This is a genomic window from Streptomyces sp. NPDC022552 (genome assembly GCF_055561875.1).
Genome location: NZ_JBVHGJ010000010.1, coordinates 81,146 through 106,008 on the forward strand (window position 1 = coordinate 81,146; position 24,863 = coordinate 106,008).

21 protein-coding genes are annotated in these 24,863 nt (G+C 72.2%); 8 read left to right on the plus strand and 13 right to left on the minus strand.

Translation table 11 applies throughout. From position 1 onward, the window contains the following. The first annotated feature begins 19 nt into the window (after nucleotides 1-19). Together ACZ3OF_RS24685 and ACZ3OF_RS24690 are read left to right on the plus strand one after the other, a co-directional pair. Nucleotides 20-442, plus strand: coding sequence for an acyl-CoA thioesterase (locus ACZ3OF_RS24685; protein WP_361434299.1), 423 nt, complete (start codon nucleotides 20-22; stop codon nucleotides 440-442). Between the two features lie 245 nt (nucleotides 443-687). Next, complete coding sequence (locus ACZ3OF_RS24690) at nucleotides 688-2,307, plus strand: MFS transporter (RefSeq protein ID WP_361674207.1); 1,620 nt, start codon at nucleotides 688-690, stop codon at nucleotides 2,305-2,307. 87 nt (nucleotides 2,308-2,394) lie between these two features. Here ACZ3OF_RS24690 and ACZ3OF_RS24695 read toward each other — a convergent pair whose 3' ends face one another. The 5 genes from ACZ3OF_RS24695 to ACZ3OF_RS24715 form a co-directional block, all read right to left on the minus strand. Then, nucleotides 2,395-3,285 (minus strand): geranyl diphosphate 2-C-methyltransferase, encoded by an 891-nt coding sequence (locus ACZ3OF_RS24695; protein ID WP_361674205.1) that lies wholly within the window; start codon nucleotides 3,283-3,285, stop codon nucleotides 2,395-2,397. Nucleotides 3,286-3,302: 17 nt separating this feature from the next. Continuing rightward, nucleotides 3,303-4,718, minus strand: a complete 1,416-nt coding sequence (locus ACZ3OF_RS24700) for a family 2 encapsulin nanocompartment cargo protein terpene cyclase (protein WP_361674203.1) — start codon at nucleotides 4,716-4,718, stop codon at nucleotides 3,303-3,305. Nucleotides 4,719-5,092: 374 nt separating this feature from the next. Beyond that, a complete protein-coding gene (locus ACZ3OF_RS24705) occupies nucleotides 5,093-6,505 on the minus strand; it encodes a family 2B encapsulin nanocompartment shell protein (RefSeq protein ID WP_361674201.1) in 1,413 nt (470 codons plus the stop codon). Nucleotides 6,506-7,258: 753 nt separating this feature from the next. Then, entirely contained in the window at nucleotides 7,259-7,693 is a 435-nt protein-coding gene (locus tag ACZ3OF_RS24710) for a VOC family protein (protein ID WP_361674199.1), read from the minus strand. Nucleotides 7,694-7,906: 213 nt separating this feature from the next. Continuing rightward, the gene (locus ACZ3OF_RS24715) at nucleotides 7,907-9,751 is read right to left on the minus strand and encodes a CAP domain-containing protein (RefSeq protein ID WP_467306813.1); all 1,845 of its coding nucleotides are present in this window, start codon (nucleotides 9,749-9,751) and stop codon (nucleotides 7,907-7,909) included. Nucleotides 9,752-10,060: 309 nt separating this feature from the next. On the opposite strand from ACZ3OF_RS24715, the gene ACZ3OF_RS24720 reads away from it, so the two are divergent. Beyond that, nucleotides 10,061-10,756, plus strand: a complete 696-nt coding sequence (locus tag ACZ3OF_RS24720) for an MOSC domain-containing protein (protein WP_361674195.1) — start codon at nucleotides 10,061-10,063, stop codon at nucleotides 10,754-10,756. Nucleotides 10,757-10,966: 210 nt separating this feature from the next. After that, nucleotides 10,967-11,503, plus strand: coding sequence for an NUDIX hydrolase family protein (locus ACZ3OF_RS24725; protein WP_361674193.1), 537 nt, complete (start codon nucleotides 10,967-10,969; stop codon nucleotides 11,501-11,503). Nucleotides 11,504-11,587: 84 nt separating this feature from the next. Here ACZ3OF_RS24725 and ACZ3OF_RS24730 read toward each other — a convergent pair whose 3' ends face one another. From ACZ3OF_RS24730 to ACZ3OF_RS24750, 5 genes are all read right to left on the minus strand, one after another. Next, a complete protein-coding gene (locus ACZ3OF_RS24730; protein ID WP_361674191.1) occupies nucleotides 11,588-12,673 on the minus strand; it encodes a S1 family peptidase in 1,086 nt (361 codons plus the stop codon). A gap of 313 nt (nucleotides 12,674-12,986) precedes the next feature. Further along, a complete protein-coding gene (locus ACZ3OF_RS24735; RefSeq protein WP_361674189.1) occupies nucleotides 12,987-13,562 on the minus strand; it encodes a hypothetical protein in 576 nt (191 codons plus the stop codon). Nucleotides 13,563-13,702: 140 nt separating this feature from the next. Next, nucleotides 13,703-14,506 (minus strand): SGNH/GDSL hydrolase family protein, encoded by an 804-nt coding sequence (locus tag ACZ3OF_RS24740; protein ID WP_361674187.1) that lies wholly within the window; start codon nucleotides 14,504-14,506, stop codon nucleotides 13,703-13,705. Nucleotides 14,507-14,638: 132 nt separating this feature from the next. Further along, entirely contained in the window at nucleotides 14,639-15,223 is a 585-nt protein-coding gene (locus tag ACZ3OF_RS24745; RefSeq protein ID WP_361674185.1) for a hypothetical protein, read from the minus strand. A 127-nt stretch (nucleotides 15,224-15,350) separates the two neighbouring features. After that, nucleotides 15,351-16,016: a lysophospholipid acyltransferase family protein gene (locus tag ACZ3OF_RS24750; RefSeq protein WP_361674183.1), complete on the minus strand. Its 666-nt coding sequence runs from the start codon at nucleotides 16,014-16,016 to the stop codon at nucleotides 15,351-15,353. Nucleotides 16,017-16,639: 623 nt separating this feature from the next. Between ACZ3OF_RS24750 and ACZ3OF_RS24755 the strand changes: the two genes are divergently transcribed. Continuing rightward, nucleotides 16,640-18,082 (plus strand): S1 family peptidase, encoded by a 1,443-nt coding sequence (locus ACZ3OF_RS24755; RefSeq protein ID WP_361674181.1) that lies wholly within the window; start codon nucleotides 16,640-16,642, stop codon nucleotides 18,080-18,082. 66 nt (nucleotides 18,083-18,148) lie between these two features. On the opposite strand, the gene ACZ3OF_RS24760 is transcribed toward ACZ3OF_RS24755, so the two are convergent. The 3 genes from ACZ3OF_RS24760 to ACZ3OF_RS24770 form a co-directional block, all read right to left on the minus strand. Beyond that, on the minus strand, nucleotides 18,149-18,733 hold the full coding sequence (locus tag ACZ3OF_RS24760; protein WP_361674179.1) for an HPP family protein: 585 nt from the start codon (nucleotides 18,731-18,733) through the stop codon (nucleotides 18,149-18,151). 271 nt (nucleotides 18,734-19,004) lie between these two features. Beyond that, the gene (locus ACZ3OF_RS24765) at nucleotides 19,005-19,886 is read right to left on the minus strand and encodes a diacylglycerol/lipid kinase family protein (RefSeq protein ID WP_361674177.1); all 882 of its coding nucleotides are present in this window, start codon (nucleotides 19,884-19,886) and stop codon (nucleotides 19,005-19,007) included. A gap of 110 nt (nucleotides 19,887-19,996) precedes the next feature. Next, nucleotides 19,997-21,592, minus strand: coding sequence for an FAD-binding oxidoreductase (locus ACZ3OF_RS24770; RefSeq protein ID WP_361674175.1), 1,596 nt, complete (start codon nucleotides 21,590-21,592; stop codon nucleotides 19,997-19,999). A gap of 74 nt (nucleotides 21,593-21,666) precedes the next feature. On the opposite strand from ACZ3OF_RS24770, the gene ACZ3OF_RS24775 reads away from it, so the two are divergent. The 3 genes from ACZ3OF_RS24775 (at nucleotide 21,667) to ACZ3OF_RS24785 (ending at nucleotide 24,849) form a co-directional block, all read left to right on the plus strand. After that, on the plus strand, nucleotides 21,667-22,266 hold the full coding sequence (locus tag ACZ3OF_RS24775; RefSeq protein ID WP_467306820.1) for a TetR/AcrR family transcriptional regulator: 600 nt from the start codon (nucleotides 21,667-21,669) through the stop codon (nucleotides 22,264-22,266). Continuing rightward, nucleotides 22,263-23,819: a glycerol-3-phosphate dehydrogenase/oxidase gene (locus ACZ3OF_RS24780; RefSeq protein ID WP_467306822.1), complete on the plus strand. Its 1,557-nt coding sequence runs from the start codon at nucleotides 22,263-22,265 to the stop codon at nucleotides 23,817-23,819. Before ACZ3OF_RS24775 ends, ACZ3OF_RS24780 begins: the two co-directional genes overlap by 4 nt. A gap of 163 nt (nucleotides 23,820-23,982) precedes the next feature. Continuing rightward, nucleotides 23,983-24,849 carry a PhzF family phenazine biosynthesis protein gene (locus tag ACZ3OF_RS24785; protein WP_361674169.1) on the plus strand — a complete coding sequence of 289 codons (867 nt, stop codon included), beginning with the start codon at nucleotides 23,983-23,985 and terminating at the stop codon, nucleotides 24,847-24,849. Nucleotides 24,850-24,863 lie beyond the last annotated feature (14 nt).

Sequence of the window (24,863 nt, forward strand, 5' to 3'; positions counted from 1 at the left end):
GGACGTCGAGAGGAACACCGTGGCAGAGCCGTTTTCGGTCGCCGTCGTCGTACGCGGCTACGAGACCGATACCCAGGGCCATCTGAACCAGGCCGTCTACCTCCAGTACGCGGAACACGCCCGCTGGTCGCTCCTGCAGAAGAGCGGGATCCGGCAGACGGATCTGCTGGAGAAGGGTGTGGGGCCGGTGGCCCTGGAGGTGACGGTTCGCTACCTGAGGGAGTTGCGTGCCGGCGACGAGGTGGAGGTGACCTGCGACTTCGTCTGGGGTGAGGGCAAGACCTTCCGTATCGAGCAGACGATCCGCAAGGTGGACGGCACTGTGGCCGCCGAGGTGACCGGCGTGGGCGGCCTGCTGGACCTGCATGCGCGCAAGCTGGTGGCCGATCCTCGCGCGTACTTCCGTGAGCTGGCCGCCACCCCTGAGGACTTCGGCCTCTGAACCGGGCGCGGTCCGGCCGCCGGACGTGACCTCACGCCCCTGCCCCGTCACCCGCTCGGGTCAACGGACCATGTCTCCCCTTGGCTGCCGCGCACGGGCCGTGAGCGGCACGTCGGCCGCCGGGCCCCAGTACGGGGAAGCGGAGTGGTGCGGCGCCGGTCAGGGCCGGGGCGGAGCCGGCGCCGCAGGGGTGGCGGGACGGGAGCCCGGATGCGTCCGCGGTGGTCCGAGGACATCATCCGTACATGGCAGGTACTCCCCCATCCCCCGAGACGGCCCGCGCCCCCGGCGCAGGGGCACCCCGCCAGACACTCGCTCTCACGGCGATGCTCTTCGCGGTGTCCATGACGTTCATCGACCAGACCATCGTGTCGATCGCGGCGCCGAGCATCACCGACGAACTCGGTCTCTCCGCCTCAGGCATGCAGTGGGTGGTCAACGCCTATCTGCTCTCCCTCGCCGCGTTCTTCGCGCTCGGCGGACGCCTTTCCGATCTCCTCGGGCACCGCCGGATGATGTTGATCGGCACGCTCGTCTTCGTCATCTCCTCGGTGCTGTGCGGCTGTGTCCCGTCCGGCGGCTTCGCGCAGACCTGGCTCATCGTCTTCCGCGCCACACAGGGTCTGGGCGCCGCGCTGATGTTCCCGGCGGCGCTGGCCATCGTCATCGCCGTCTTCCCCGTCGACCGGCGCGGCCGGGCCCTCGCCCTGTTCTTCGGTCTGTCGGGTGCCCTGACCGCTGTCGGACCTCTGCTGGGCGGCTGGCTGACCCAATGGACCTGGCGGGCGATCTTCTGGGTGAACGTGCCCGTCGCCATCGTCGCGATCGTGCTCACCGTGATGGCCCGGATCCCCGAGAAGCGCCGGGCGGAGCGGCTCGATGTGGTCGGTGCCGTGCTGGTGGCGGCCGGCATGGCCCTGAGCGTGCTGGGTTTCCAGCAGGCCGCGGCCTGGGGCTGGAGCAGCCTGGCGACGTGGGCCTGCATCGTCGGCGGTCTGGCGATCCTGGTGGTCTTCTTCGGCTACGAGCGGCGCACCACCCACCCGCTGATCGATTTCGACGTCTTCCGCGACCGTGCCTTCACCATCGACAGCCTCGTACTGTTCTTCGCCATGCTCGCGTTCGTGCCGGTGTTCTTCTTCGCGTCCGTGTACGCGCAGGTGTCGCTGAGCGCCTCGCCGAACCAGGCCGCGCTGTTCCTCCTGTACTTCTTCATCGGCTTCGGCATCGCGTCGCAGTGGGGCGGCAAGATCCTGGACAAGCGCGGCGCGCGGCCCGCGATGAAGATCGGCTGTGCGCTCGGCGCGGTGGGGTTCTACCTCTGGGCTCAGGAGATGACCGACCTGTCGATCCACGACCAGTGGCCGTACGCCGCCATGGCCGGGGCGGGCATCGGTTTCCTCCTCGCCCCCGCCTCCACCGACGCCGTGAACCGCTCCATCAACGCCTCGTACGGCGAGGTAACCGGGATCACGCAGACCGTCCGCAACTACTCGGCCGCCATCGGCATGGCCGTCTTCGGTACGGTCCTGACGCACGTGACGACGGACCGGGTCACCACGACGCTGGAGCAGCGCGGTCTGCCGTCGGCCGAGGCCGAGTCGGCGGCCCGTCAGGTCGCGGAGGCGGTCTCCGGGCACCCGGACGGGCAGGGCCCGTCCGGTGACGGGCCGGTCGCCCAGGCACTCAGGAGTGCGGGCGACGCGATCCGCCTGGACTTCGCCGAGGCGAACCAGGCGGTCTTCTACGGCATGGCGATCGCACTGGCCGTCGCCTTCGTGTGTTCGCTCGCCCACCCGGGAACCCGGGTCACGGCACGTCAGGACACGGAGTCCTCGGTCGAGGAATCCCCGTCGCGTAGCTGACCGCCGATGTACGGGCGGGGGTGTGCCGTGCCCGAAGGGGCCGGGTCCGCGTCGGCGGCGGGCCCGGCCCCTCGGGGCGATGGGGGGTCAGACGCGGTCGGCGGCGATGAGGACGTACTGGAAGGAGCCGTCCTTGTACGAGTTGATGAACGCTTCCTCGATGCCGGTGACCAGCGACGACGTGGCCCGCAGCTCCCAGTAGGGCAGGGTCTCCGGCGTCAGGTCGATGACGGCCTGCGGGACGAGGCGGTTGTCGGCCATGGCGCGCAGGTATTCGCGGCGCGAGTGGATGTTGCACTCGAAGTGGGCGTTGATCTGGGAGACCCACTTCGAGGGCTGGCCGTACCGCGGGTTCCAGCAGCCGGTGATGGTGACGTAGCGGCCACCGACCTCGAGGATGCGGGAGTGCTCGGCGAACAGGTCGTGCAGGTCGACGTACATGCTCGACTCGTTGTTCCACGAGGCCGCGGCCTGCCCGGTCTCGAAGGGCATGTCGAGCATGTTGCACACGCGGGCACGGACGTGGTCGCCGATGCCGAGCTCGCGGGCACGGTTGTTGGCGAAATCGGCCTGCTTGGCGGAGAGGGTCACGCCTTCGACCTTGCATCCGAACCGCTGGTGGGCCATGACAAGCGAGCCGCCGCGGCCGCAGCCGGCGTCCACGAGGGTGTCGTCGCCCTGGATGGCGCCGAGGTGGTCCAGAAGGATGTCCGTCTGTGCCGACTCCAGGCGGTGGAGTTCGGCGATCAGCTTCTTCTCGTACGCGCTGTCGGCGGGGTCGCCGAGGGCGGCGTGGTCGATGTCGCCGATGCCGTAGTGGTGGTGGTAGAGCCCGTCGACGTCGCCGAGGCGGAGGTTCACGGGCCGGGCCTCGTGGTCCCAGTATCGGGCGATGTCGCCCTGATAGGGAGAAGCCGGGCCGGGGACGAACGGAGAGGCGGTGGTGGTGGAAGCGGAGGTGGTGAGTTCGGTGGTCATGGATGGTTCCTTCGTATTTACCAGAAATCGGGCAGGCTGTAGCGGTAGGTGTTGGTCTGGTGCCAGTAGTGGTTGCCGTCGACCCACACGGCCACGCCGCGCAGGAAGCGCAGGACGTTCGGGGCGGGGCAGGCGGCGGCCAGAGAGGCCGCTTCCGCTTCGAAGGCGTGCATGAGGTCGTTGTGGACCTCGACGGCCTTGAGATAGGCGTCGCGTTCGGAGCGGTTCTCGCGTTCGGCGATCACCACGGGCAGGTTCAGGTGCCGGCCGGGGCTGGCGAGCTCCTTGGTGTAGGAGTAGAGGTCGTTGACGATCGTGGTCGCGTTTCCGGCGAGCGCGATGACCCGCTGCATGGCGGGCTGGGCGTGCAGGTCCGCGGGGAGTTCGTAGCCGCCGACGGTGTCGGTGATGGTGGGGCAGGGACGGAAGTTGTTGAACTGGCGCATCGCCAGGTACTCCCACACCTCGGGGATGTGATCGGTCTCGGCCCAGGCGGCCTCCGCGAGATACCCCATGTGGAGCCGGGCCATGTCGTGCCGGAACCGGTCCGCCTGGGAGGCCGTGGCCTGCTGGAGGAAGTACTCCATGGCGGAGCGGTAGGCGCGCCGGGGCGCGTCCGCGTGGAGCGACTCGGCCCAGGCTCCTTCGTACTCCTTCGTGGTGTGCACCGGGTCGAGAGCGGTGTGCGCGAGCAGCAGCCTGCCGCCCAGGCCGATGGGCGAGCCGCCGTGGTCCTCGCAGTAGCAGTCGTCGACGGCGTTCTCCGCGACCATCAGCCGCGTGGCGAGCATCAGATGGTCGACGGTGGGCGCGTCCGGGTGGCAGGCGACCATGTAGCGGCCGACGGAGAAGCCGTCGAACTGGTCCTCCCACTCCTCCGGGACCGCCTGGACCTCGTCCACCGCCCACGACTTGATCCTGCGGCTGACTTCCTCGACCCGTACGGGGTCGGGCTCGGCCACCGGGTGGTAGTAGAGGCCGGGGATGGGGGTGCCCTCGGCCGGGGCGCCGGGCTTCGGCAGGGACGGCGCCTCGTCGCGCAGGGTGAGGTGCAGGCCTGCTGTGCCCAGGCCACTGGGGCCACTGAGGACCCGTTGGAGGTCGGGGAGCGCTTCGGCCACCGCGGCGGCGCTCGGGGCGTCGACGGGAGGGGCCTCGGCGGCGATTCGGGGCGCTGTTTCCACGGCGACTTCGAGGGCGGGCCGCTGGGTGGCCTCAGCGTCTGCCGCTGGTGCGGGGGGCGACAGGGTGAGCGGGGCGGGCGGGCCCGGGAGGGCGGGCAGGGCGCCGGGGGTGGTCGGCGTGTCCGCCGCCGTGGGCGGGGTGTCGGCGGAAGGTGCGGAAGCGAGGGCGGAGGCCAGGAGGTGGGCCCCGAAGTGCGCCGCGGCGGTCGGCAGGCTCGACTGCAGAGGGGAAAGCCCGGGATCGGGCATCCGTAGCTCCTTGGTGAGGTGGGTGGGCTGTCCCTGGTTCCGGGCGCGCCCCCGGCTCGGGGGGTGGGTCCGGGCCGTCGTGGCCGCGGGAGGGTCGTCCAGGGGTGTCTTGTGGCTCAGGCGCAGGGCTCAGGCACAGAGCTCGGGCGCAGGGCTCGGGCCCGGACCTCAAGCTCGGGCTCGTGCCCGGATCGGTCGGCGAGCGGTGCCTGCGCCGACGTGTCGTACGGCGCCGAAGCGCTTCGACCGCCGCGCTGTTCGGGCGCCATGGCGACGCGGCGAGGTGCCGGCGCCAGGGGGCGTCGACCTGGCGCCGGCGCAAGGCCTGGCCCTGGCCCCGTCCTTGACCCCGGCCTTGACCCGCCGTACATGCCCTAGTCGCGCCTGCGGGCGATCTGTACGTTCTCCAGGACGCCGAGCGCGTTGGGCACCAGGATGGCCGCGGAGTAGTACGTGGTGACCAGGTACGAGGTGATCGCCTGCTCGCTGATGCCCATGAAACGGACCGAGAGCCCGGGCTCGTACTCCTCGGGCAGGCCGGTCTGGTGGAGGCCGATGACACCCTGGTTGTCCTCGCCGATTCGCATGGCGAGGATCGAGCTGGTGTTGTCCTTGTCGATGGGGATCTTGTTGCAGGGCAGGATCGGGACTCCGCGCCAGGCGAGGACTCGCTCCCCGTGGAGTTCGACGGTGTCCGGATACAGCCCGCAGGCGTTGAGCTCACGCCCGATCGCCGCGATCGTCCTGGGGTGGGCGAGGAAGAGCTTGGTGCCGCGGCGGCGGCAGAGCAGCTCGTCGAGGTCGTCCGGGGTGGGCGGCCCGGAGTGCGTCTGGATGCGCTGCTTGAAGTCCGCGTTGGGGAGCAGGCCGAACTCCCGGTTGTTGATCAGCTCGTGCTCCTGGCGCTCGCGCAGCGCCTCGATGGTGAGCCTGAGCTGTTCCCGCGCCTGGTTCATCGGCCCGTTGAAGAGGTCGGAGACCCTGGTGTGGACCCGTAGAACGGTCTGGGCGACGGACAGTTCGTACTCACGGGGCTTGAGCTCGTAGTCGACGAAGGCGCCGGGGATCCGGGCTTCGCCGACGTGGCCGGCCGACATCGCGATCTCGGCCTCGCCGTGCTTGTTCTGCCGCTGGTGGGGCAGCGAACTGAACCGCTGGATGTGGGCCTGGAGGTGCGGCGCCGCTGACACGACTGCGTCGAAGTCGCGCCGGGACAGGCTGAGCAGCGTGCCCGCGGTGGCGGCGACGGCGGTGCTGTCCCAGGTGCCGCCGCCGTCGAGGAGAGCGTGGTCCCCGAACCGGTCGCCGTCGGCGAGGACGGCCACGGCGACCTCGTCGCCGTACTTGCCGACGGCGCTCTGGGTGACGCGGCCGCGGGCGATCAGGTGGATGTGTTCGGCGGGGGTTCCGCGCTCGACGAGCACCTCACCGGCCCGGAAGTCGCGCTGCACGCACCGGCCGGCGAGCGCGGTCAGCACGTCCACGTCGTCGAAGCCACGCAGCAGGGCCAGTTCACCGAGTTCGCGGGGGATCACCTGGACGTCGGTGCCGTCCTGGACGAACTCGATGCGTCCGTCGCCGACGGTGTAGCTGAGCCGGCGGTTGACCCGGTAGGCGCCGCCCTTGGTCTCCACCCAGGGGAGCATCCGCAGCAGCCAGCGGGAGGTGATCTCCTGCATCTGCGGGGCGGACTTGGTCGTGGTGGCGAGGTTACGGGCAGCCGCGGTGCTCAGACTGGAGGGCCGGGGCGGCTCCACTTGCGCGTCCGGGCTGGTCTCGACGGTCATCGGGAGAGCGCTCCTTCGCGAGGCGATGATCGGCGTGCGCACGCGCCAACCGGTGTGAGGAAGGAAGACGGAGAGAAATGGGGAGGACCATGATGAAGAGGATCAAACGGGGAATCCGTCCAGATCACGGGGAACACTAACGTCCGGTAAGCCCGACTCGCCCTGACAGACGGTGCGGTTCCCCAGATGCAGTGATCTTGTTCGGCACGGTGTTTATCCCGGGGACCGACGACATCCGGACACGAGCGCGGCGAGGCCGTGACACGCGCGGCCGCGGGTGATCCGCTCGAGCCCAACTCGGCGCCGGGCGGGCGGGATGCGTGACGTCGCAGGGTCGTGCGCGCCGCTCGCGCGTCGGGGGCTCCCAGCGGTGCCGGCCGCCGACTGCGCCGACCGGCCCTCCCGGGGCCGTCTCGCCCGCAACAGGCCCCAGCCGTCGGCCTGCTCGTCGCTCAGGCGAGTACGGACGGCCACGAGATCCGGCCATGCCGGAGGGCTCGCCTCGCGGACTTCGGAGCCACTCGGCCGTGGGTTCGTTCGATTGGCGACGGGGCGCCTCGAATGCCTACGGCGGAATGCGACAGGTCGGCGTGGGAGGAAAAAGGTCAGCGGTCTCCCAGGGGAGACCGCTGACCTTCAGGTCGTTGAGGGGCGTGCCTCAGCGACATGTCTACGCCCGAGGCGCAAGATCCACTTTCGACATACACGGCCTGACGCGGTGCAGGAAGGCTATTTGAGGCCGGCGCCCTGCCGTCAGTCCAGGCAGAATTCGTTCCCTTCCGGGTCGGCCATCACGATGAGGCCCTCGTCCATGTCATTCGGCTCGAGCCGCTGAAGGCGCTTCGCCCCCAGCGCCTCCAGTCTGGTGGCCTCCACCTCCAGCGCGGCCATTCGGTCCTGCCCGGTCAGGCCCGGTGCTGCGCGTACGTCCAGGTGCAGGCGGTTCTTCACCGTCTTGCCCTCCGGGACCTTCTGGAAGAACACGCGTGGGCCCTTGCCGTCCGGATCCGTGATGGCCGAGCGGTCGTTGCGGTGCTCGGGCGGCACACCCCACGCCGTCAGCGCAGCCGTCCAGTCGGGGAAGCCCTCCGGCGGCGGCGCGAGGCGATAGCCCAGCGCCTCGGCCCAGAACGCCGCCTGCGCGCCCGGATCGGCGCAGTCGTACGTCACTTGGAATTCCTTGGCCATGCCGCCTCCGACCGCTCGAAACCTGTCCAAGTCCTTGCCCCGTCATCCTCGCATCGGCCACTGACAGCCGCTCGCCGCCTTCGCGATCCCTGGAGTGCCGAGACGCGCACGCCTGAGTCCCGATCGCGGTGGAGCTCGGACGACCCGGCCCCGACGCGTCTTTGCCCGGCTCAACCGGTGCCAGACGGCGGACACTTCGCCCGCCCGACGGGGTCAGCCTCGGCGGGCGCCGAACACCTGGGTCCAGTACGGGCCGCCTTCGGAGTGGACGCCGATGCCGATCTCCTTGAAGTCGCAGTTGAGGATGTTCGCGCGGTGGCCCGGGCTGTTCATCCACCCCTCCATGACCTGCTCCGGGGTGCTCTGGCCCATGGCGATGTTCTCGCCGTACGTCGACCAGGGGTACCCGGCGGCCGTGACACGCTCGCCGGGCCCGGCGCCGTCGGGGTTGGTGTGGTCGAAGAAGTCGCGCGCGGCCATGTCGTCGGAGTGGCCCTGCGCCGCCCTGGTCAGGGTCGCGTTCGCCGAGAGCGGCCCGCATCCGGCCTTGGCGCGCTCGGCGTTGACGAGGCTGATCACCTGGTCGGCGACCGACCCCGAGCCGGAGTCTCCCTGCCTGCCCGCTCCGGTCCCGGTGCCCGAGTCGTTACCGGTCCCGTTGCCGGGGCGCGTGGTCTTGGGCTTGGGCGCCGAGGCGCGGGGGTCGGCCGTCCTCGTGGGTTCGGACGAGGCGGTACGGGACGGACGGGGCGAGGTGGTGGTGGCCTTGGCGCTGGGCGACGCAGACGTCGAGGCGGAAGCGGAGGCCGACGCCGAGGCCGACGCCGTCGAGGGGGTCGGCGTGAGGCCGTTCGGCTCTTGTGCGTACGGCAGGTCCGGGGCCGGGGCCGCCGCGCGGTTCGCTTCGAGGAGCTCCCCGTCTCCCCCGCGCCCGCCGCTCAGGTAGAAGGACCCGCCGGTGAGCGCCACGACCGCCATCCCCGCGGTGACGGCGACCTTGCGCCGGCTGCGTTCGCGCTCCTGCCGACGGCGGCGGCGCGCGTTCCGGGCGGTGCGCGGGCCAGGCCCTGCCCACGCCGCCGACGGCGTTTCCCGCGGCTCGCCCGGTGCGTACGGTCGCGTCAGGTCGACCTGACCGATGAGTTCGGTCTGATCGGTCAGGTCGTGGCTGTCTCCTCCGTCCGCCCCCGAGTGCCGTTCCGGAGATGCGTACGCCGCTGCCGCATAAGCCGCCGTCGCCGGTGCCGCGGCCGCCGCAAGCCCCCACCCCATGTGCTCGCGGACGTCCGCGAGAAGCTGGTTCGGCGGCGGCAGCAGCGGCAGTCCGGCCAGCAGCGCCTCCGTCGGCACGAGGCCGCGCCAGCGGTCGGCGCAGTGCACGCAACCGGCGGCGTGCCGGGCCAGGTACTCACGCCACGCGGCGGAGGGGCGGCCGTCCCAGGTTCCTGCCTCGTATCCCAGGGCCGGGCAGAGCGGGTTCGTCGCGAGCGCGCCCACGACGACCCGGGCGGCATCCAACCGCGCCCGTATCCCCTCCACGCGTACGGCGGTGTTCTCGACGGACCACTGCAGGGCCGCCGCGACCTCGTACCGGCTCAGCTCTCCCACGCACTCCAGCCACCACAGCGCCAGCAGGTCGGCGTCCTCGGGCTCGATCCAGCGGGCCGCCTCCGCGGCCTCACGCTGCTGTCCGGTCAGGTGCAGCCCTCCCACGGTCACGTCCGCGAAGTCCGGGCCGAGGGTGGGGAGTCCGGCGGTGTCGCCGATGAGCTGGGCCTGCTGCATGTGCCTGCGGATGCCGTCCACGGCGATGGCCACGAGCCAGGGGCGGAAGGCGTCCAGGTCCCGGAGGCCGCCCAGACCGTCGAGGGCCCTGAGCATCGTCTCCCGTGCGAGGGCGTCGACGTCGTGGTGTCCGTTCAGCGCACGCCCGACGATGTTGTAGACCAGGGGCAGATGGGTGGCGACCATGCGGTCCCGTGCCCAGGGGTCGCCGTACTGCGCCGCCCTGACCAGCTCCGTATCGTGGCCCTGCTCCGTACCTATGCCCTGATTCACGCTGTCCGTCCTGCCTGTTGAAGATGTCGGCACATGGGAGATGCCGGTACGGGCACCGGATAACGGGAAACGCGACCGGCTCGGCGTGACGTAGGTCACCTGACCTGATGCCGTGGTGCGGACGCATGGCAGGAAGTCGGCCACGGGTGACCGGGAAGTACTGGAGATCGGCGGCCGGACGGTACGAGAATGGCCGCGGGCGCGACACGTCGACGTGCGCGCGCCGCCTCGAAGCGGAGGGTTCGGTTCGCCGTCCTTGTCCGTCTGCTCCTCCTGACAGCGCCGGTCCGGGACCCGAGAGAGATTCACGTGCACCTTCGAGAAATCTGGCGATTCCCCGTCAAGTCCATGCGCGGGGAGCAGCTGAAGAGCGTCGAGCTCACCGACAACGGCCTGACCGGCGACCGGCACGTCCATGTGCGGGACTCCCGCGGCCTGCTGACCGCCCGGGTGCGCTCCCGGCTGCTCGGTCTGTCGGCGACGACGGCGCAGGACGGCAGCGTGCTCGTCGACGGGCTCCCGTGGGACAGCCCGGAGGCGGCGGCCCTGATCCGGGACGCGGCCGGCCCTGACGCGGAGGCGGTGCACTACACCGGCCGGGAGAGGTTCGACGTCCTCAACCTGACCGTCATCACCGACGGAGCCGCCGAGGCCCTCGGTCACGACCCGCGCCGGCTGCGGTCCAACCTGGTGATCGGCGGCGTTCCCGGCCTCGCCGAACGCGACTGGCCCGGCCGTACGCTGCGCATCGGCGACGCCGTCATCGGTGTCCTCAAGCTGCGGTCCCGCTGCGTCATGACGACGGTCGACCCCGACACCGGCGAGCGGAACCACGACGTCCTGCGCGACATCCACCGGCTGTACGACGGAACGTTCGCGCTGGACTGCTGGGTGGCCTCCCCCGGCACCGTCGCCGAGGGCGACGAGGTCCGGCTGACCGACGAGGAGTGGCCGCAGCCGGTCCGCGGCGGTTGGATCGTCGGGGCGCCGTACGTGGTGTCCTGAGACGTCGATGGGCGGGACCTCCCCCGGGAGACCGGGGCCCCGGCCCTCGTGTCGTGGGCTCCGGGCCCACCGGCAGCGGAAACCCGATGCTCCGCACCGCTCGTGGAGCAGCGTGGCATCGGCGCCCCTCCGTCGGCCTGCCCGCATTCCCACCCGGCTGGCAGACACGCGATCTGGGCCGAAACCCGACCCGGAAAGTATGATCAAGCGATGTCTGACATGACCGAGACCACGCCCGGCTGGCTGACGACGGACGAGCTTGACGTCGCCAGGGCCCGGATGCCCATCCTGTATGTCGAGGCCGTACCCGTGCGCGTGGACGACAGCGGGGAAGTCACCAGCATCGGAGTGCTTCTGCGGATGGGTGCGGAGGGGATGATCAGCCGCACGCTGGTTTCCGGCCGTGTCATGCACCACGAGCGGGTCCGTGACGCGCTGCTCCGCCATCTGGAGAAGGACCTCGGGCCCGTGGCCCTGCCCCGGGTCCCCGCTTCCCTGCAGCCCTTCACGGTCGCCGAGTACTTTCCCACCGCGGGCATCACCCCGTACCACGACCCTCGTCAGCACGCGGTGTCCCTCGCGTACATCGTTCCGGTGGCGGGGGACTGCCGCCCGCGCCAGGACGCGCTGGATCTGGTGTGGTTCAGCCCGCAGGAAGCGGCCTCCCCCGCCGTGCAGGGCGAGATGCCGGGTGGACATGGAGTGCTGCTGAAGCAGGCCCTCGCGCACGTGGGACACGCGTACTGACGTCTCCACGCCCGGGCTCTCACCACGACGGCGGGGCCGCCTCCGGCCGGAGGCGGCCCCGCCGCGGGTCGGTGACCCTGCCTGTCAGCCGATCTGGGCGCCGAAGGTCGAGAGCGCCTCGGTCACGGGCTGGAAGAACGTCTCCCCGCCCGAGGAGCAGTTGCCGCTGCCACCCGACGTGAGTCCGATCGCCGTGTCGCCGGCGAAGAGCGAACCGCCGCTGTCACCGGGCTCGGCGCAGACCGACGTCTGGATGAGGCCTTCGACGACGTCGCCGTTGCCGTAGTTCACCGTCGCGTCGAGACCAGTGACCTCGCCGTCGTGGACCTGGGTGGTCGAGCCGCTGCGCTGGACCTGCATGCCGACCGTGGCGTCGCCCGCCTTGGTGATGGGCTGGGCGCTCCCGTTGTAGAGGTTGACCTCGCTCGGGTGCGGGGTGTCGCCGCTGTACTTCACCAGCGCGAAGTCGTTGCCCGGGAACTGGGAGTCGACCATCGAGCCGATCGCCGCGCCGCCGGCCGAGTCCGACCACTCGCTGCCGGTCTCGCCGCAGTGCCCGGCGGTGATGAAGTGCGGCTCGCCGTCCTTCACCACGTTGAAGCCGAGCGAGCAGCGCCCGCCACCGGAGTGGATGGCGTCGCCGCCCGAGACGAAGGGCTTGAACTCGCCTGCGGTGCGCTTGAGTTCGGCCTTGCCGCCGAGGCCCTTCACGACCTGCTGCAGCTTGGTGAGCTCGGCGCCCGAGACGGTACGGTCGGCCGTGACGACGACCTTGTTGCTGACCGGGTCCGTGGCCCAGGACGTGCCCGGGATGGTGGCCTTCTCGGTCAGGGTCTCCCGCGCGCCGGTCAGTTCGGCCAGGGTGTTCTCGACGACGCGGGGCTTGGCGCCCGCCTCGCGTACGGTCTGCGCGGCGTCCTCGGACACGACGTTCACGACGAGCGCCTTGGTGCCGGCGTCGTAGTAGGTGCCCGCCTCGGCCGACCCGAGGTCCACCTTGAGGGAGAGGGCGAGCGTCCCGGCGGCCGGCGCGGTCAGCGCCTTGACCGAGAACTGCTCGGTGCTGTCGCTGGCGTTCGCACTCTGGAACGTGATGCCCGCGACCACCAGCGCGGCGACCGCACCACCCGCGACGACGGACTTGCGCCTGGTTATGCGACGGTGCTTCAAATTGACCTCCTGTGGGGGCCCGTGCCCGGACGATGAGGGGGGTCCGGGTACGGAGGATGACCCGCCGCACTATTCCGACGCGTCGCAGTCGCACACAAGACCGCCTTGCAGACGCACACGCGACAACTCGCGTGCGTTCACAAGTCCTTCACGAACGGGAGGGGTTCGGCACGTGGAGGTCGGCCACCCGAGGAGGTGCTCACCGGCGGGGTTCGGCCGGCCCCGTCACTGGGCCCCTCCCTCCGGACGGCCCGTCCGTGGGAGCGTCCGGGCGCACCGCCCGGACGCTTCGCCGCGCACGGCAGCTGACGGTTCAGCAGCCGCCGCAGTTGTAGAAGGTCACGTCCCAGTGGTTGCCCTCGTCGGCGTAGACGTTGCCGGCGCCGGACCTCCACTGCGGAGCACCGTCACCTCGCACTCCGATGTAGGTGAACGTGTTCTTGACGTAGTTCGTGACGCAGGTGGCCTTGCCGAAGTCGAGCTTGTAGCCGTTCCAGTGCGAGTACGTGCCGGAGGCGTGGCCGGTCTCGGTGCCGCCGGTGATGTTCAGGGCGCAGCCGCTCGCGCTCTTGAGGGTCTGGGCGCCTTGGGCGGTGGCGAGGTTGAGCTGCTCGAAGGAGGTGCAGGTGGGGTTGTTGCGGTTGGAGCAGCCGCCGGACGAGGACCAGGTGATCCCGGAGCTGCGGAACATCGAGGTGGCCGTGGCGTGGCTGATCTTGGTGACCGCGTGCGCTTCGGTCGCACCGCCCAGTACGCCCACGCCGGGGGCGAGAAAGGCCCCGAGCACGACGGCGAGGACGGTGAGGATCGCACGGAGTGCGGTTCCTGGTGTGCGGCGTGCGGTCGTGTCGGCGGCCTGAGTGCTGTGCGGGGCCTGCGGATACCTCATGTGCTTTCCTCCTGGTGCGGACTGCGGCGGATGGAAGCGGAAGTGTGCGGCGGTGCCGGATGGGGCCAAGTGCGGTCTACCCGCGTCGACTTCTGGGCGCGGACGGCCCCGGGGATGCGATCCGGGAAGACCTCGGGAGGTCAGGCGACGGAGCGGAAGGCCGGCAGGTAGCCACCGGAGTGACCTGCGGCCGTGGGGTGGTAGCTGTTGGAGACGGGCACCGTGAGGCTGTGCAGCCAGGCGTTGCCCGAGCAGATCTCGTGGCCGGTGAACTCGTCCACGACGCTGGAGTACGAGAATCCGGCGTTGGCGGCCTGCTTCGCGAGCATGCCGTTGAGGGCGTCGCTGCCCCGGTTGATCGCCGCGCGCTCGTTCTCGCTCAGGCCGGCGATGCAGCTGCCGTTCAGCTGGTAGAAGCGGGGGTAGCCGAGCACGACGACGTGAGCCTGCGGGGCCCTGCTCCGGATGGCGCCGTAGAGGGACGAAAGGCTGCCGGGCAGGGTGTTGTTGACCTGCGAGATCGCGCTGTTCACCGCGTTGACGCAGGTCGCCTCGCTCTGCAGGACGCAGGTCTGCATGACGTTCGCGAACCCGACGTCGTTGCCTCCGGCGGTGACGCTGACGAGCGTGGTGGAGCTGTCGAGCGGGGTCAGCTGGCTGTTCTTGACCGTACTGGTCGTCGCCCCCGAACAGGCGGTGAAGGAGAACGAGGCCGGGGCGTTGGCCGCCGCCCACAGGGACGGATAGGCCTTGCTGCTGCGCTGGCAGCTGCCGCTGTCGGACAGATAGCTGCCGGCGCCGACGCCCGAGGAGTAGGAGTCACCGACGGCGACGTAGCGCTCCCCCGCCGCCGTGGCGGCGGATGCGGGCTGGGCGAGGCCCAGGGTGGCGGCGGCCATGGCCAGGAACGCGGGAAGAACCCATCTTAATCTCGACGCATGCATGACAAGACGCTCCATGTGAGGTCGTGGGGGCAGGAGTTGTTGAAGCGTCACCCTTGTAGCAGTGATCGACGCCCCCGCGATAGACGCGCGAGTAGGTTTGTTTCCGCGCGCTCCGGAAGGGCGCGTCAGGCGTCAGGCAGGCGTGCCCTGAGGGGCGGTCGCCCAGCGCCGCACCACCTGCAGGCACACGGTCGCCGCCACCACGAGCCGCCGCTGCTCGTATCCGGCTCCTCGGTACAGTTCGACCCGGTACTGCTGAAGGCCGTCCAGCGAGCGCCACGTCGAGACCGTCACCCGGCCCACCGCGCGGTCGAGATCGTCCTGTACGAACCAGGTCCTGCCCATCACCGCGTTACGGGTGAGCTGCAGGGCGCCGCTCTCGGTACGTACGTCGAGCAGTCGTGTGCGATTGACCCGGCCTGGCGCGTGGGCCTCGCCGATGGGGCGGCCCACGCCGTCGGTCAGCCGGAAGCGCGGTCGGGCGAGGGCCCCTTGGGAGACGAGGCCGACTCCCAGAACGGGCCGGCCCCCGAGGTCCTGGAGCACGTACGAGAGCGTTCCGCGCTCATGAAGGTGCGCCAGGACCGAACCGTCCTCGACGGCCACCTGCATCTTCGGGCCGCGATAGCGGCGCAGGACGGACCGCTTCGGCTCGGAGAGGATCAGCGTGCCGAGGGTGAACAGCTCATGCACCGGGCTCGCTTCGTCGCCGCCCATGCCATGGCCCCTCCGTCGCTGCTGCCCTCGCCCCGAGTATGGCCGGACATGCCCGTGCCGAACAGCGCCGTGCCTGCCTCGGACCGGACGTCCGAGCGTCGGGGCGATCGATCGCGTCGGCCTGCGTTCAGCGGATGGGTCGTGGGCTGCTCGGCACGCGCCGGTCGGCGGCGGTCCGCCATGCGTGCGTCACGGACTGCCGGGCGACCTGGGTCGCGGAGGCCGTGTCCGCGGGCAGACGCGGCGGGGCACCGATGTGGACGTGCAGGCGGGGTCGGCGCAGCGGCGCGGTCAGCAGTCCGGCGAGCTGCTTGGTGGCGCCGCCCGAGGTGATGCGGCGGGCGCCGGCCTGGCCGAGTGGGACGAGGGGTACCCCGGCGGCGGCTGCCAGCCGGGCGGGCCCGCTGCGGAAGGCCTGCGGCGGTGCGTCCGCCGAGTCCGGGCGATCGGGGATGCAGCCCTCGCCGTAGACCAGGACGTGGCGTCCGGCCCGCAGGGCGGCCTCCGCTCCGGTCAGGGCCTCGGCGGCCCGGGCGGTCCCTCGGCGCACGGGAACGTACCCCTCGCGGGTCAGGGCGCGGCCGAGCAGTGGAATGCGCCAGAGGCCCGCTGCGCAGAGCACGACGGGCTCAATGCCCATACGGCGCAAGGCCGCGAGGACCACGAGAGGGTCGGCGAGGCTGGTGTGGTTGGCGACGATCACGGCGCCGCCCTCGGGAACCCGTGGGATGTCGGCCGTGACGGCCAGCCGCCCCAGGGCGGGGACGACTGCGGCGGCGAGGCGACTGAGCATGCGGGGCCCTTCCTTACGGTCGCGGGGAGCTCCCCCATCGTCGGACCGCGACCACGCCACAGGCCTGAGCGCCCGTACTCAACCGCGTACACGCCGCGGGCCCCACGGCTGAGTACGACTGTCACGCCGGGGCCCCGCCTCGTCACCGGGATCTGGCTCCGCCGCCCCTCTCAGGCGGGGTCACCCGCCGCTTCGGGCGACGCGGGCCGTGCCCCGGGCGGGGGCGGCCGCCAGGGGCCTGGTCGGCTGCGGTGCCGGCGGGATTCGAACCCGCGGACGGGGAGCGGCATGCCCGCCAGGTCCCCCTCAGTCGGCGTGAGCGGAGCATCGCCCCCGCCGATCGCAATGGGCCGCTCTGCCACAGCCCCGCAGCCTGCGGGATCGCGCGGTCCCGCTGCGCTCAGGGTAGGCACCGGCCACCGGGCAGGGCGAGCGCTTTGTCCGCGGGCGATGCGTCGCGCGAACGTCCGGGGGACCCGCACCGTCGTGAAGTCCGGTGCGGGGTAAGGCGGATGACAGTCGCGTTGAACATGCGCGGCTCCCCGCACGTACAGACAGGCGGGTCCCGGTCGGCGGGACCGTACTGGTGGAAACGGCGCGGCGGCACGACAAGGGGGCGCGGGATGAAGCACGCGCGACGGGGCGTGAGGCGCTTTGTGCGGCTCGCCGCCGCAGGCGGGCTGGTGTGCGGTTCGTTGATGGTCACGCATGCGATGGCCGGCGAACCGTCAGGGTCCGGCACGGGCACGGTCGGCACGCTCAGGGCGGGCGGCGACGAGACGCGGGCGGCGGCGGACGTCGTCACGCGGCTCGGCGACAACCGGACTGCCGGCAGTTGGACGGGCGCGGACGGCCGAGCGGTCGTCGGGGTGACCGACCCCGCAGCGGCGGCGGAGGCGCGGCGGGTGGGCGTCGTACCCAAGATGGTGCGGTACAGCATGGACCGCCTCCGCGCCGCGACCGAGACCCTCGCGGCCCAGCCCCGGGTCCCCGGCACCGCGTGGGTGACGGACTATTCCGCCAACCGGATCGTCGTCCGTGCCGACAGCACCGTCTCCGCCGGCGACTGGTCGCGGCTGTCCGAGGTGGCCGGGGGCATCGGAGACGTCGTCCGGATGGAACGTACGGAGGGCAGGTTCACCACCCGGGTGAGCGGGGCGGCCCCCATCTTCACGGACGGCGGCCGGTGCTCGGCGGGCTTCAACGTCACCGACGGCCGCGACGTCTACATCCTGACCGCCGGACACTGCGGTCCCGCCGGCACCACCTGGTTCCGGAATCCGGACGACTCCAGCCCTCTCGGCACCACCGTCACGGCCGACTTCCCGGGCGGTGACTTCGCCCTCGTACGGTACGCGGACGGCGCGTCGCTCGACGACACCGACGTGGTGACGCTCGACGGGAGGCGTGGGGTACGGATCATCGGTGCGGCCGAGCCGGTCGTCGGCCAGCAGGTGTTCCGCAGCGGCAGCACCACCGGCTTGCGGACCGGCCGGATCACCGCCCTCGACGCCACCGTCAACTACCCAGAAGGGACCGTCACCGGGCTGATCGAGACCACGGTCTGCGCGGAGCGCGGCGACAGCGGCGGTCCCCTGTTCACCCGGGGACTCGCCCTGGGTGTGACCTCCGGCGGCAACGGCAACTGCACTCGGGGCGGCATCACCTACTTCCAGCCGGCGGTGACGGCGATGCAGACACTCGGGGTGAGGCTGGTCGGCCGGACGGACCCGGGACAGGTGCAGAGTCCGGGCCTTCCCTCCTCGCCCGTGCCCAGCACCCCCGCGGAGGACTCCACCACGGGCTCCCCCTCCCCCGGGCCCGGCTCATCGGCCGACGCCCAGGCGGGTCCGCCCGGCGCGGGGCCCGGAGCGGGCGGCACCGGGGCCGGATCGGGTCCGGGCATCGTCTCCGGCATCGCGGACGGCTTCGGGCCTCTCGGGGGTGTGGCGCCCGGCCTCGCCGTCGTCGCGGCAAGCCTCGTCCTGCTGCTGATCAGCCGCTGGATCGAGGCCAGGCAGGGCCGGCGCAACTACCAGGAGTACTACTCCCAGACGTGGGCCTGACGGCGCCGTCCCGGGGCCGTACGGAAGCCGTCCTCGCGGGCCGGGGGCGGCTCGACGGGACGCGGGTCACCACCAGTAGGCGGGGTACCTCGGTGATGTGCGGCGGATGCGGGAGCCGGCGTACCCCGTCAGCACGAGGAGGACCGTGGAGCCGAAGAGGAGGGGGACGAATCGGGCGGGCGCGGGTGTCTGGAGCACGATGACGACGGCGGTCGCGCACGCGGCGGCGTGCGGCGTGCGGGCGAACGTGGTGAGCGCCAGGGTGAGACCGGCGGCGACGGCCGCGGTCCACGCGTTGCTGCCCGCGGCGGCGAGGGCTGCGTAGCCCATGGCGGCGCCGAGAAGGTGGCCGACGACGACACTGCGGGGTTGGGCGAGGGGCAGTGTGGGCGCGGCGTGGACCAGAGCGGCACTGGCGGCCAGCGGGGGTATGAGGACCGGTTCGTGGATGACCGCGCCGATCGCGACGAGTGCCAGCAGAACGGCTGTCGCGGCACTCACGCTGTGGAACGCGGCCACGGGCGTGGGCCTGGCCGGCGCGCGGCCGCCGAACCGCCGGGAACGGAGACGGGTACGGAGGCTCGGGCGGGGTCCGGGGGCTTCGGGGGTCGTGCGGGTGGGCTCGGGACGCAGGGGGGCGTCGGTACTCATGTGCGCTGTTTCTCTGGCAGGCGGCCGAGGGGCCGGGTGGGGCAGGAGCGGTGGAGGATGTCGGCGGGGGCACTGTGATCGACAGCCGGCCCGGTCCCGCGCATCACCCTGGTGCGGCGGCGCGACCACTCACGACTCTAACCTGCGGGTTTACGGCGGTATGACGCGGGGTCCGCACCTGCCGTGATGACGATGGGCCACCCCCGCCAAGGCGGGTGGCCCATCGTCGTGGTTGAGGGCGGCTGTGGGGCGCCGCCCTCTCCTGGCCGGGTCAGACCAGGACGTTGAGCGCCCCCGGCTGCACGCGCACGGTCACCGGAAGCGTGGCGTCGACCTCGCCGTCGGCGCCGTACGGGAGCGGGCGGTCCGCCTCGATGCGGATCTCCTTGCCGCGCAGGATCTCCACCTGGGGGCGGTTCACGTGAGCACCCGTCTTCAGCTCGTTCATGGTCGCGAAGAAGTGACGCTTGGGCGCGTCCCCGATCACCACCACGTCCAGCAGCCCGTCGTCGAGGCTGGCGCCGGGTGCGACGTTTCTGCCGAAGCCGTAATAGCCGGAGTTCGCCGCGACCACGGTGTAGCCGTCGCGCTCGTGCGGCACGCCGTCGATCGTGATCCGGTACGTGGCCGTCCGCCACGCGAGGACGGCCCGCAGGCCGCCCGCGTAGTACGACGCGGCACCGCGCAGCAGACGCGAGGCGTTGGCGTGGCGGTTGGCGACCGCGTCGACGCCCGCGTACACGCTGCCGAGGACGGAGATCCGCGCGTGCGCCGCGGACTCCACCTCGATCGTGTCGACCGCGCGCGGTACGCCGTCGAGCAGCACCCGCGCGAGCCCCGGGGCATCGGTGGGCAGCTCCAGTGCGCGGGCGAAGTCGTTGCCGCGGCCCGCGGGGACCAGGCCGAACACGATGTCCGTACCGCTGAGCGCGCCACCGACGCAGCCGGCCATCCCGTCCCCGCCCACGGCGAGCACGACGTGCCCTTGTGCTCCCGCCTTGCGGGCGAGGTCCTGCGCGTGTTCGAGGTTGCGGCTGTACACGGTGTCGAGCCGCGCGCCCGCTTCCCGCAGCAGGCGGGCGAGCGGGAGCAGGGCCGCCGTCCCGCTGGATCCCCCGGCGGTGGGGTTGACGACGGCGGTGAACTGTCGCATGGATCAGGCCTCCGGGCGGGAGAAGGGTCAGCGGACGGGAGGGGGCAGCCTGCGGTCGACGGCCGGGACGGGCCGGCGGTCGGTCAGCGGCGGGACGGGCCGACGGACGGTCAGCGGACGGGGATGAGCACCCCGGGGCTGAGCACGCCCGACGGGTCGACCTCGGCCTTGACCGCCTGGAGCATGCGCACTCCCAGCGGGCCGATCTCGCGGGCGTACCAGTCGCGGTGGTCGGTGCCCACGCCGTGGTGGTGGCTGATGGTGCCGCCCGCCGCCAGGATCGCGTCGTTGGCGGCCTGCTTCACGGGGGCCCAGTGGGCGACCGCGTCCTCGCCCTGCGCCGAGACGACGGTGAAGTACAGCGAGGCGCCGTTCTCGTACGTGTGCGAGATGTGGCACATGACCAGCGGCGGGGTGCCGGCCTCGGTGAGGGTGCTCGTCAGCGCGTCGCGCACCCCCGCGTACAGCTCGGGCAGCGTGGACCAGAAGCCGGCGGTCTCCAGCGTCTCGGCGAAGGCGCCGGCGTCGAGCAGAGCGTCGCGCAGGTACGGCGCGTTGTAGCGGCCGTGCTCCCACCGGTCGCCCGGTTCCTCGCCGACGTACTCCCCGCCGCAGGCGAGCAGGATCTCGCGGGCAGCGGCGCGCCGGACGGACGTCTCCTCCTCGGTGCCCTCGTAGCCGGCGATCGCCATGCAGCCGGAGCTGGGCGGGGTGTCGGTGGCGCCGATCGCGTCGGGCTGCGCGAGTCCGACGAACGTCTCGGTCTCGTCCGACAGCCGCAGCACGGTGGGGCGCGGGCCCTCCTGTGCGAGTCGGCGCAGGGCGGCGGTCCCGGCCTCGAAGGAGGCGAAGCGCCAGCCCTCGTAGACGCGCTTTCGCGGCAGGGGACGGATCCGCACGGTCACCGCCGTGATGACTCCGAGGGCGCCTTCGGAGCCGAGGATCATCTGACGCAGGTCGGGGCCGGCGGCCGAGCGCGGGGCGCGCCCGGTCTCCAGCGTGCCCTCGGGGGTCGCGACGGTGAGGGCGAGGACCATCTCGTCGAAGCGGCCGTACCCGGCGGAGGCCTGGCCGCTGGAGCGGGCCGCGGCGAAGCCGCCGACGGACGCCCACTCGAACGACTGGGGGAAGTGGCCGAGGGTCCAGCCCTTCTCGTTCAGCAGCGCCTCGACCTGGGGCCCGCGCAGGCCGGGCTGGAGTGTGGCGGTACGGGACACGTCGTCGACGGCCAGCAGCTGGTCCAGACGGCGCAGGTCGAGGGCGACGAACGGCCGCTTCGTCTCGGGCGTGAGGCCTCCGACGACGGAGGTGCCGCCGCCGAACGGGACGACGGACAGGCCGTGGACGGCGCAGGCGCGCAGCACGGCGAGCACCTCGTGGTGGTCGGCCGGGAGGACGACGGCGGCGGGGATGTCGTCGACCTCGCCGGCCCGGATACGGAGCAGGTCGGGGGTGGACTTGCCGCGGGTGTGCCGGATACGGCTCTCGGCGTCCTCACGCAGGGCGTCCGGGGCGGCGAGCGCGGCTCGCAGCGCGTCGCGCGCCTGGTCGGGAAGTGCCGGGGCGGGGGGCTCGATGTCGTCGAGGGTCGACGGGCCGCTGGGGCGAGGGGTGACGCCGAGCAGGTCACGCAGCAGGCCGGTCACCGCGTCGGGCAGGGGGGCCGCCTTGGCCGGGTCGCCCCAGCCGCTCCACAACATGTCCATTTCGAGACGTTCCTCTCGGTCTGATTCACGGACGGTGCTGCCGCTCGGCCCGTACTGGCATTACACTGTGACAGATGACGCCCATTCGTCACAACCACTCGGACGCAGATCCCGTGCTGGACGCCGCACGCGACTGCGTGCTCGCCGTCGGCGTACGGCGCACGACCCTGACCGACGTCGCCCGGCGCGCGGGCGTGTCCCGGATGACGCTGTACCGACGATGGCCCGATGTCCGCAGCCTCGTCGGCGACCTGATGACCCGAGAGTGGATCGCCGTCGCCGCCGGGGCCATGCCGGTCGACGGCGACGGCCGGCCCGTGCGGTCGCGGATCGTGGACGGGCTCGTCGCGGGTGCCGCCGCGTTCCGCGCCCACCCGCTCTTCCACAAGATCCTCGACGTGGACCCCGAGCTGCTGCTGCCCTACATCCTCGACCGCCGGGGCGCGAGCCAGGAGGCCTTCCTCCGCCTCCTCGTCACGGCGCTCGGCGAGGGCCACGCGGACGGGTCCGTACGCCGCGCGCCCGCGGACCTGCAGGCGAGGTCCCTGCTGCTCGTCGTGCAGTCCTTCACGCTCTCGCTGCGCACCATGACCGACGAGACCGATCCCGACCTGAGCGAAGCCGCCTTCCTGGACGAGCTGCGCACCCTGCTGGAGAGGACCCTCACCCCATGAGCCCCAAGAGCCATGCGCACCCCTCGTCGCTCGACGCAGAACGCCGGAGCCGCGAGCTCGCCGAACTCGCCGACGGCGCCCAGGTCGACGTCCTGGTCGTCGGACTCGGCGCCACCGGAGCGGGGGCCGCGCTCGACGCGGCGACGCGCGGCCTCTCCGTCGCCGCGATCGACGCCCACGACCTCGCCTTCGGCACGTCCCGCTGGAGCTCCAAGCTGATCCACGGCGGACTGCGCTACCTCGCCAGCGGACAGCTCGACGTCGCCCACGAGAGCGCCGTCGAGCGCGGCGTCCTGATGGAACGGACCGCTCCCCACCTGGTCCGCGCCCAGCCCTTCGTCCTGCCTCTCACCCCGCTCGTCAGCCGCGGCCAGGCCGCCCTCGCGCGCGCCGGGTTCATCGCCGGCGATCTGCTGCGCGCCTCCGCCCGTACGGCACGCGCCACGCTGCCCGCGCCGCGTACCCTCTCCGCCGTCGAGACGCGCCACCTCGCCCCCGCCCTGCGCCCCACGGGGCTGCGCGGCGGGCTGCTCTCCTGGGACGGCCAACTCACCGACGACGCCCGGCTGGTCACCGCCATCGCCCGTACGGCGGCCGCGCACGGGGCCCGGGTCCTCACCCGTACCCGCGCCCTCGAACTCACCGGCGACGGTGCACGGGTACGGGACGAGACGACCGGTCAGGAGCTGCGCATCCGCGCGCGCGTCGTCGTCAACGCGACCGGGGTGTGGGCGGGCGGTCTCGTGGAGGACGTGCGGCTGCGTCCCTCGCGTGGCACCCACCTCGTCCTGCGCGACGTCGACCTCGGAGGCCGGCTCTCCGCCGGTCTGCACATCCCGATCCCGGGCGAGACCAACCGCTTCGTCCTCGTCCTCCCCCAGCAGGACGGCCGGGTGTACGTCGGGCTCACCGACGAGCCTGTCGACGGCGACGTGCCCGACGTGCCGGAGGTTCCCGAGACCGACATCGGCTTCCTCCTCGACGTCCTCGGCTCCGCCCTCGACGTCACCGTCCGACGCGCGGACGTGGTCGGGGCCTTCGCCGGTCTGCGCCCACTCCTCGACACCCGCGGGGAGGGGGGCCGCACCGCCGACATCTCCCGTAGGCACGCCGTTCTCACCTCGCCCGACGGCGTCGTCACGGTGGTCGGCGGCAAACTCACCACGTACCGGCGCATGGCGCAGGACGCCGTCGACGCCGCCGTGGCCGCGCGCGGCCTCACCGCCGGCCCGTGCCGCACCGCCTCCACTCCGCTCGTCGGCGCCGCCCGGCCGCGGACCCTGGCCCACCTCGACGTGCCCGCTCGCCTCGTACGCCGCTACGGCACCGAGGCACCGGCCGTGCACGCCCTCGGCGTCACGAACCCGGACCTCGCCCGGCCCGTCGTCCCCGGCCACCCCGTCACCTGCGCAGAACTGGTCTGGGCGGTCCGCCACGAAGGCGCCCTGGACGCCTCCGACCTGCTCGACCGCCGCACCCGCATCGGACTGGTCGCCGAGGACCGCGAGACGGCCGAGCAGGCGGCGCTCGGCGCGTTGGCACAGATGGCCTGACCTCGGGGCCGTCCCTTCCGGGCCGGCGCCGCACTCTGCCCGGCGGGAATGCCCCGCTCCCGCTGAGCGGGGCGTAGGCCGGCAGGTGGGCCCGGTGCGGGACGGCTCGATCGCGGCGAACGCCCGCGGGAACTGTTCGCCCGGTCGCGGAGTTGTGACGATCATGACGACACAGCCCGCGGTCCTGCGCTACACCGCCTTCTCCACCGACCCCGAAGGCGGCAACCCCGCCGGCGTCGTCCTGGACGCCGCCGGACTCGACGAGAGCGCCATGCTCGCCGTCGCCGCCGACCTCGGCTACAGCGAGTCGGCGTTCCTGACCGCCCCGCCCGCGGACCTCGGCGGCGCGAGTGGGCGGGCCTTCACGATCCGGTACTTCAGCCCCAAGGCGGAGGTCCCGTTCTGTGGTCACGCCACCGTGGCGACAGCGGTCGCCCTCGGCGAGCGGATCGGCTCCGGCGACCTCGTGTTCGCGACGCGGGCGGGGACCGTGCCGGTGAGCGTGACCGAGGACGCCGGCGCCATGCGGGCCACGCTCACCACGGTCGAACCGTACGTCGAGGGGATCGGCGACGCGGACCTCGCCGAGGCGCTCGCCGCGCTCGACTGGCCCGCCGCCGACCTCGACACCGCCCTGCCCCCGCGGATCGCATTCGCGGGCGCCCGCCATCTCGTCCTCGGTGCGGCGACCCGGGAGCGCCTCGCCGACCTCGCGTACGACTTCTCCCGCCTCGAAGCGCTCATGCACCGGCTCGACCTGACCACCGTGCAGCTGGTGTGGCGCGAGTCCGGGACCGTCTTCCACGTGCGCGACCCCTTCCCCGTCGGCGGTGTCGTGGAGGACCCCGCGACGGGCGCGGCAGCCGGTGCCTTCGGGGCGTACGCCCGCGAACTCGGCCTGGTGCCGGACGCGTCGGTCCTCACCCTCCACCAGGGCGCCGACATGGGACGCCCGAGCCTGATCACGGTGGAACTGCGCGCAGGCGACACCCGGGTACGGGTGAGCGGAGCGGGAACCCGCATCGTCTGAGTCCAAGGGCCCGG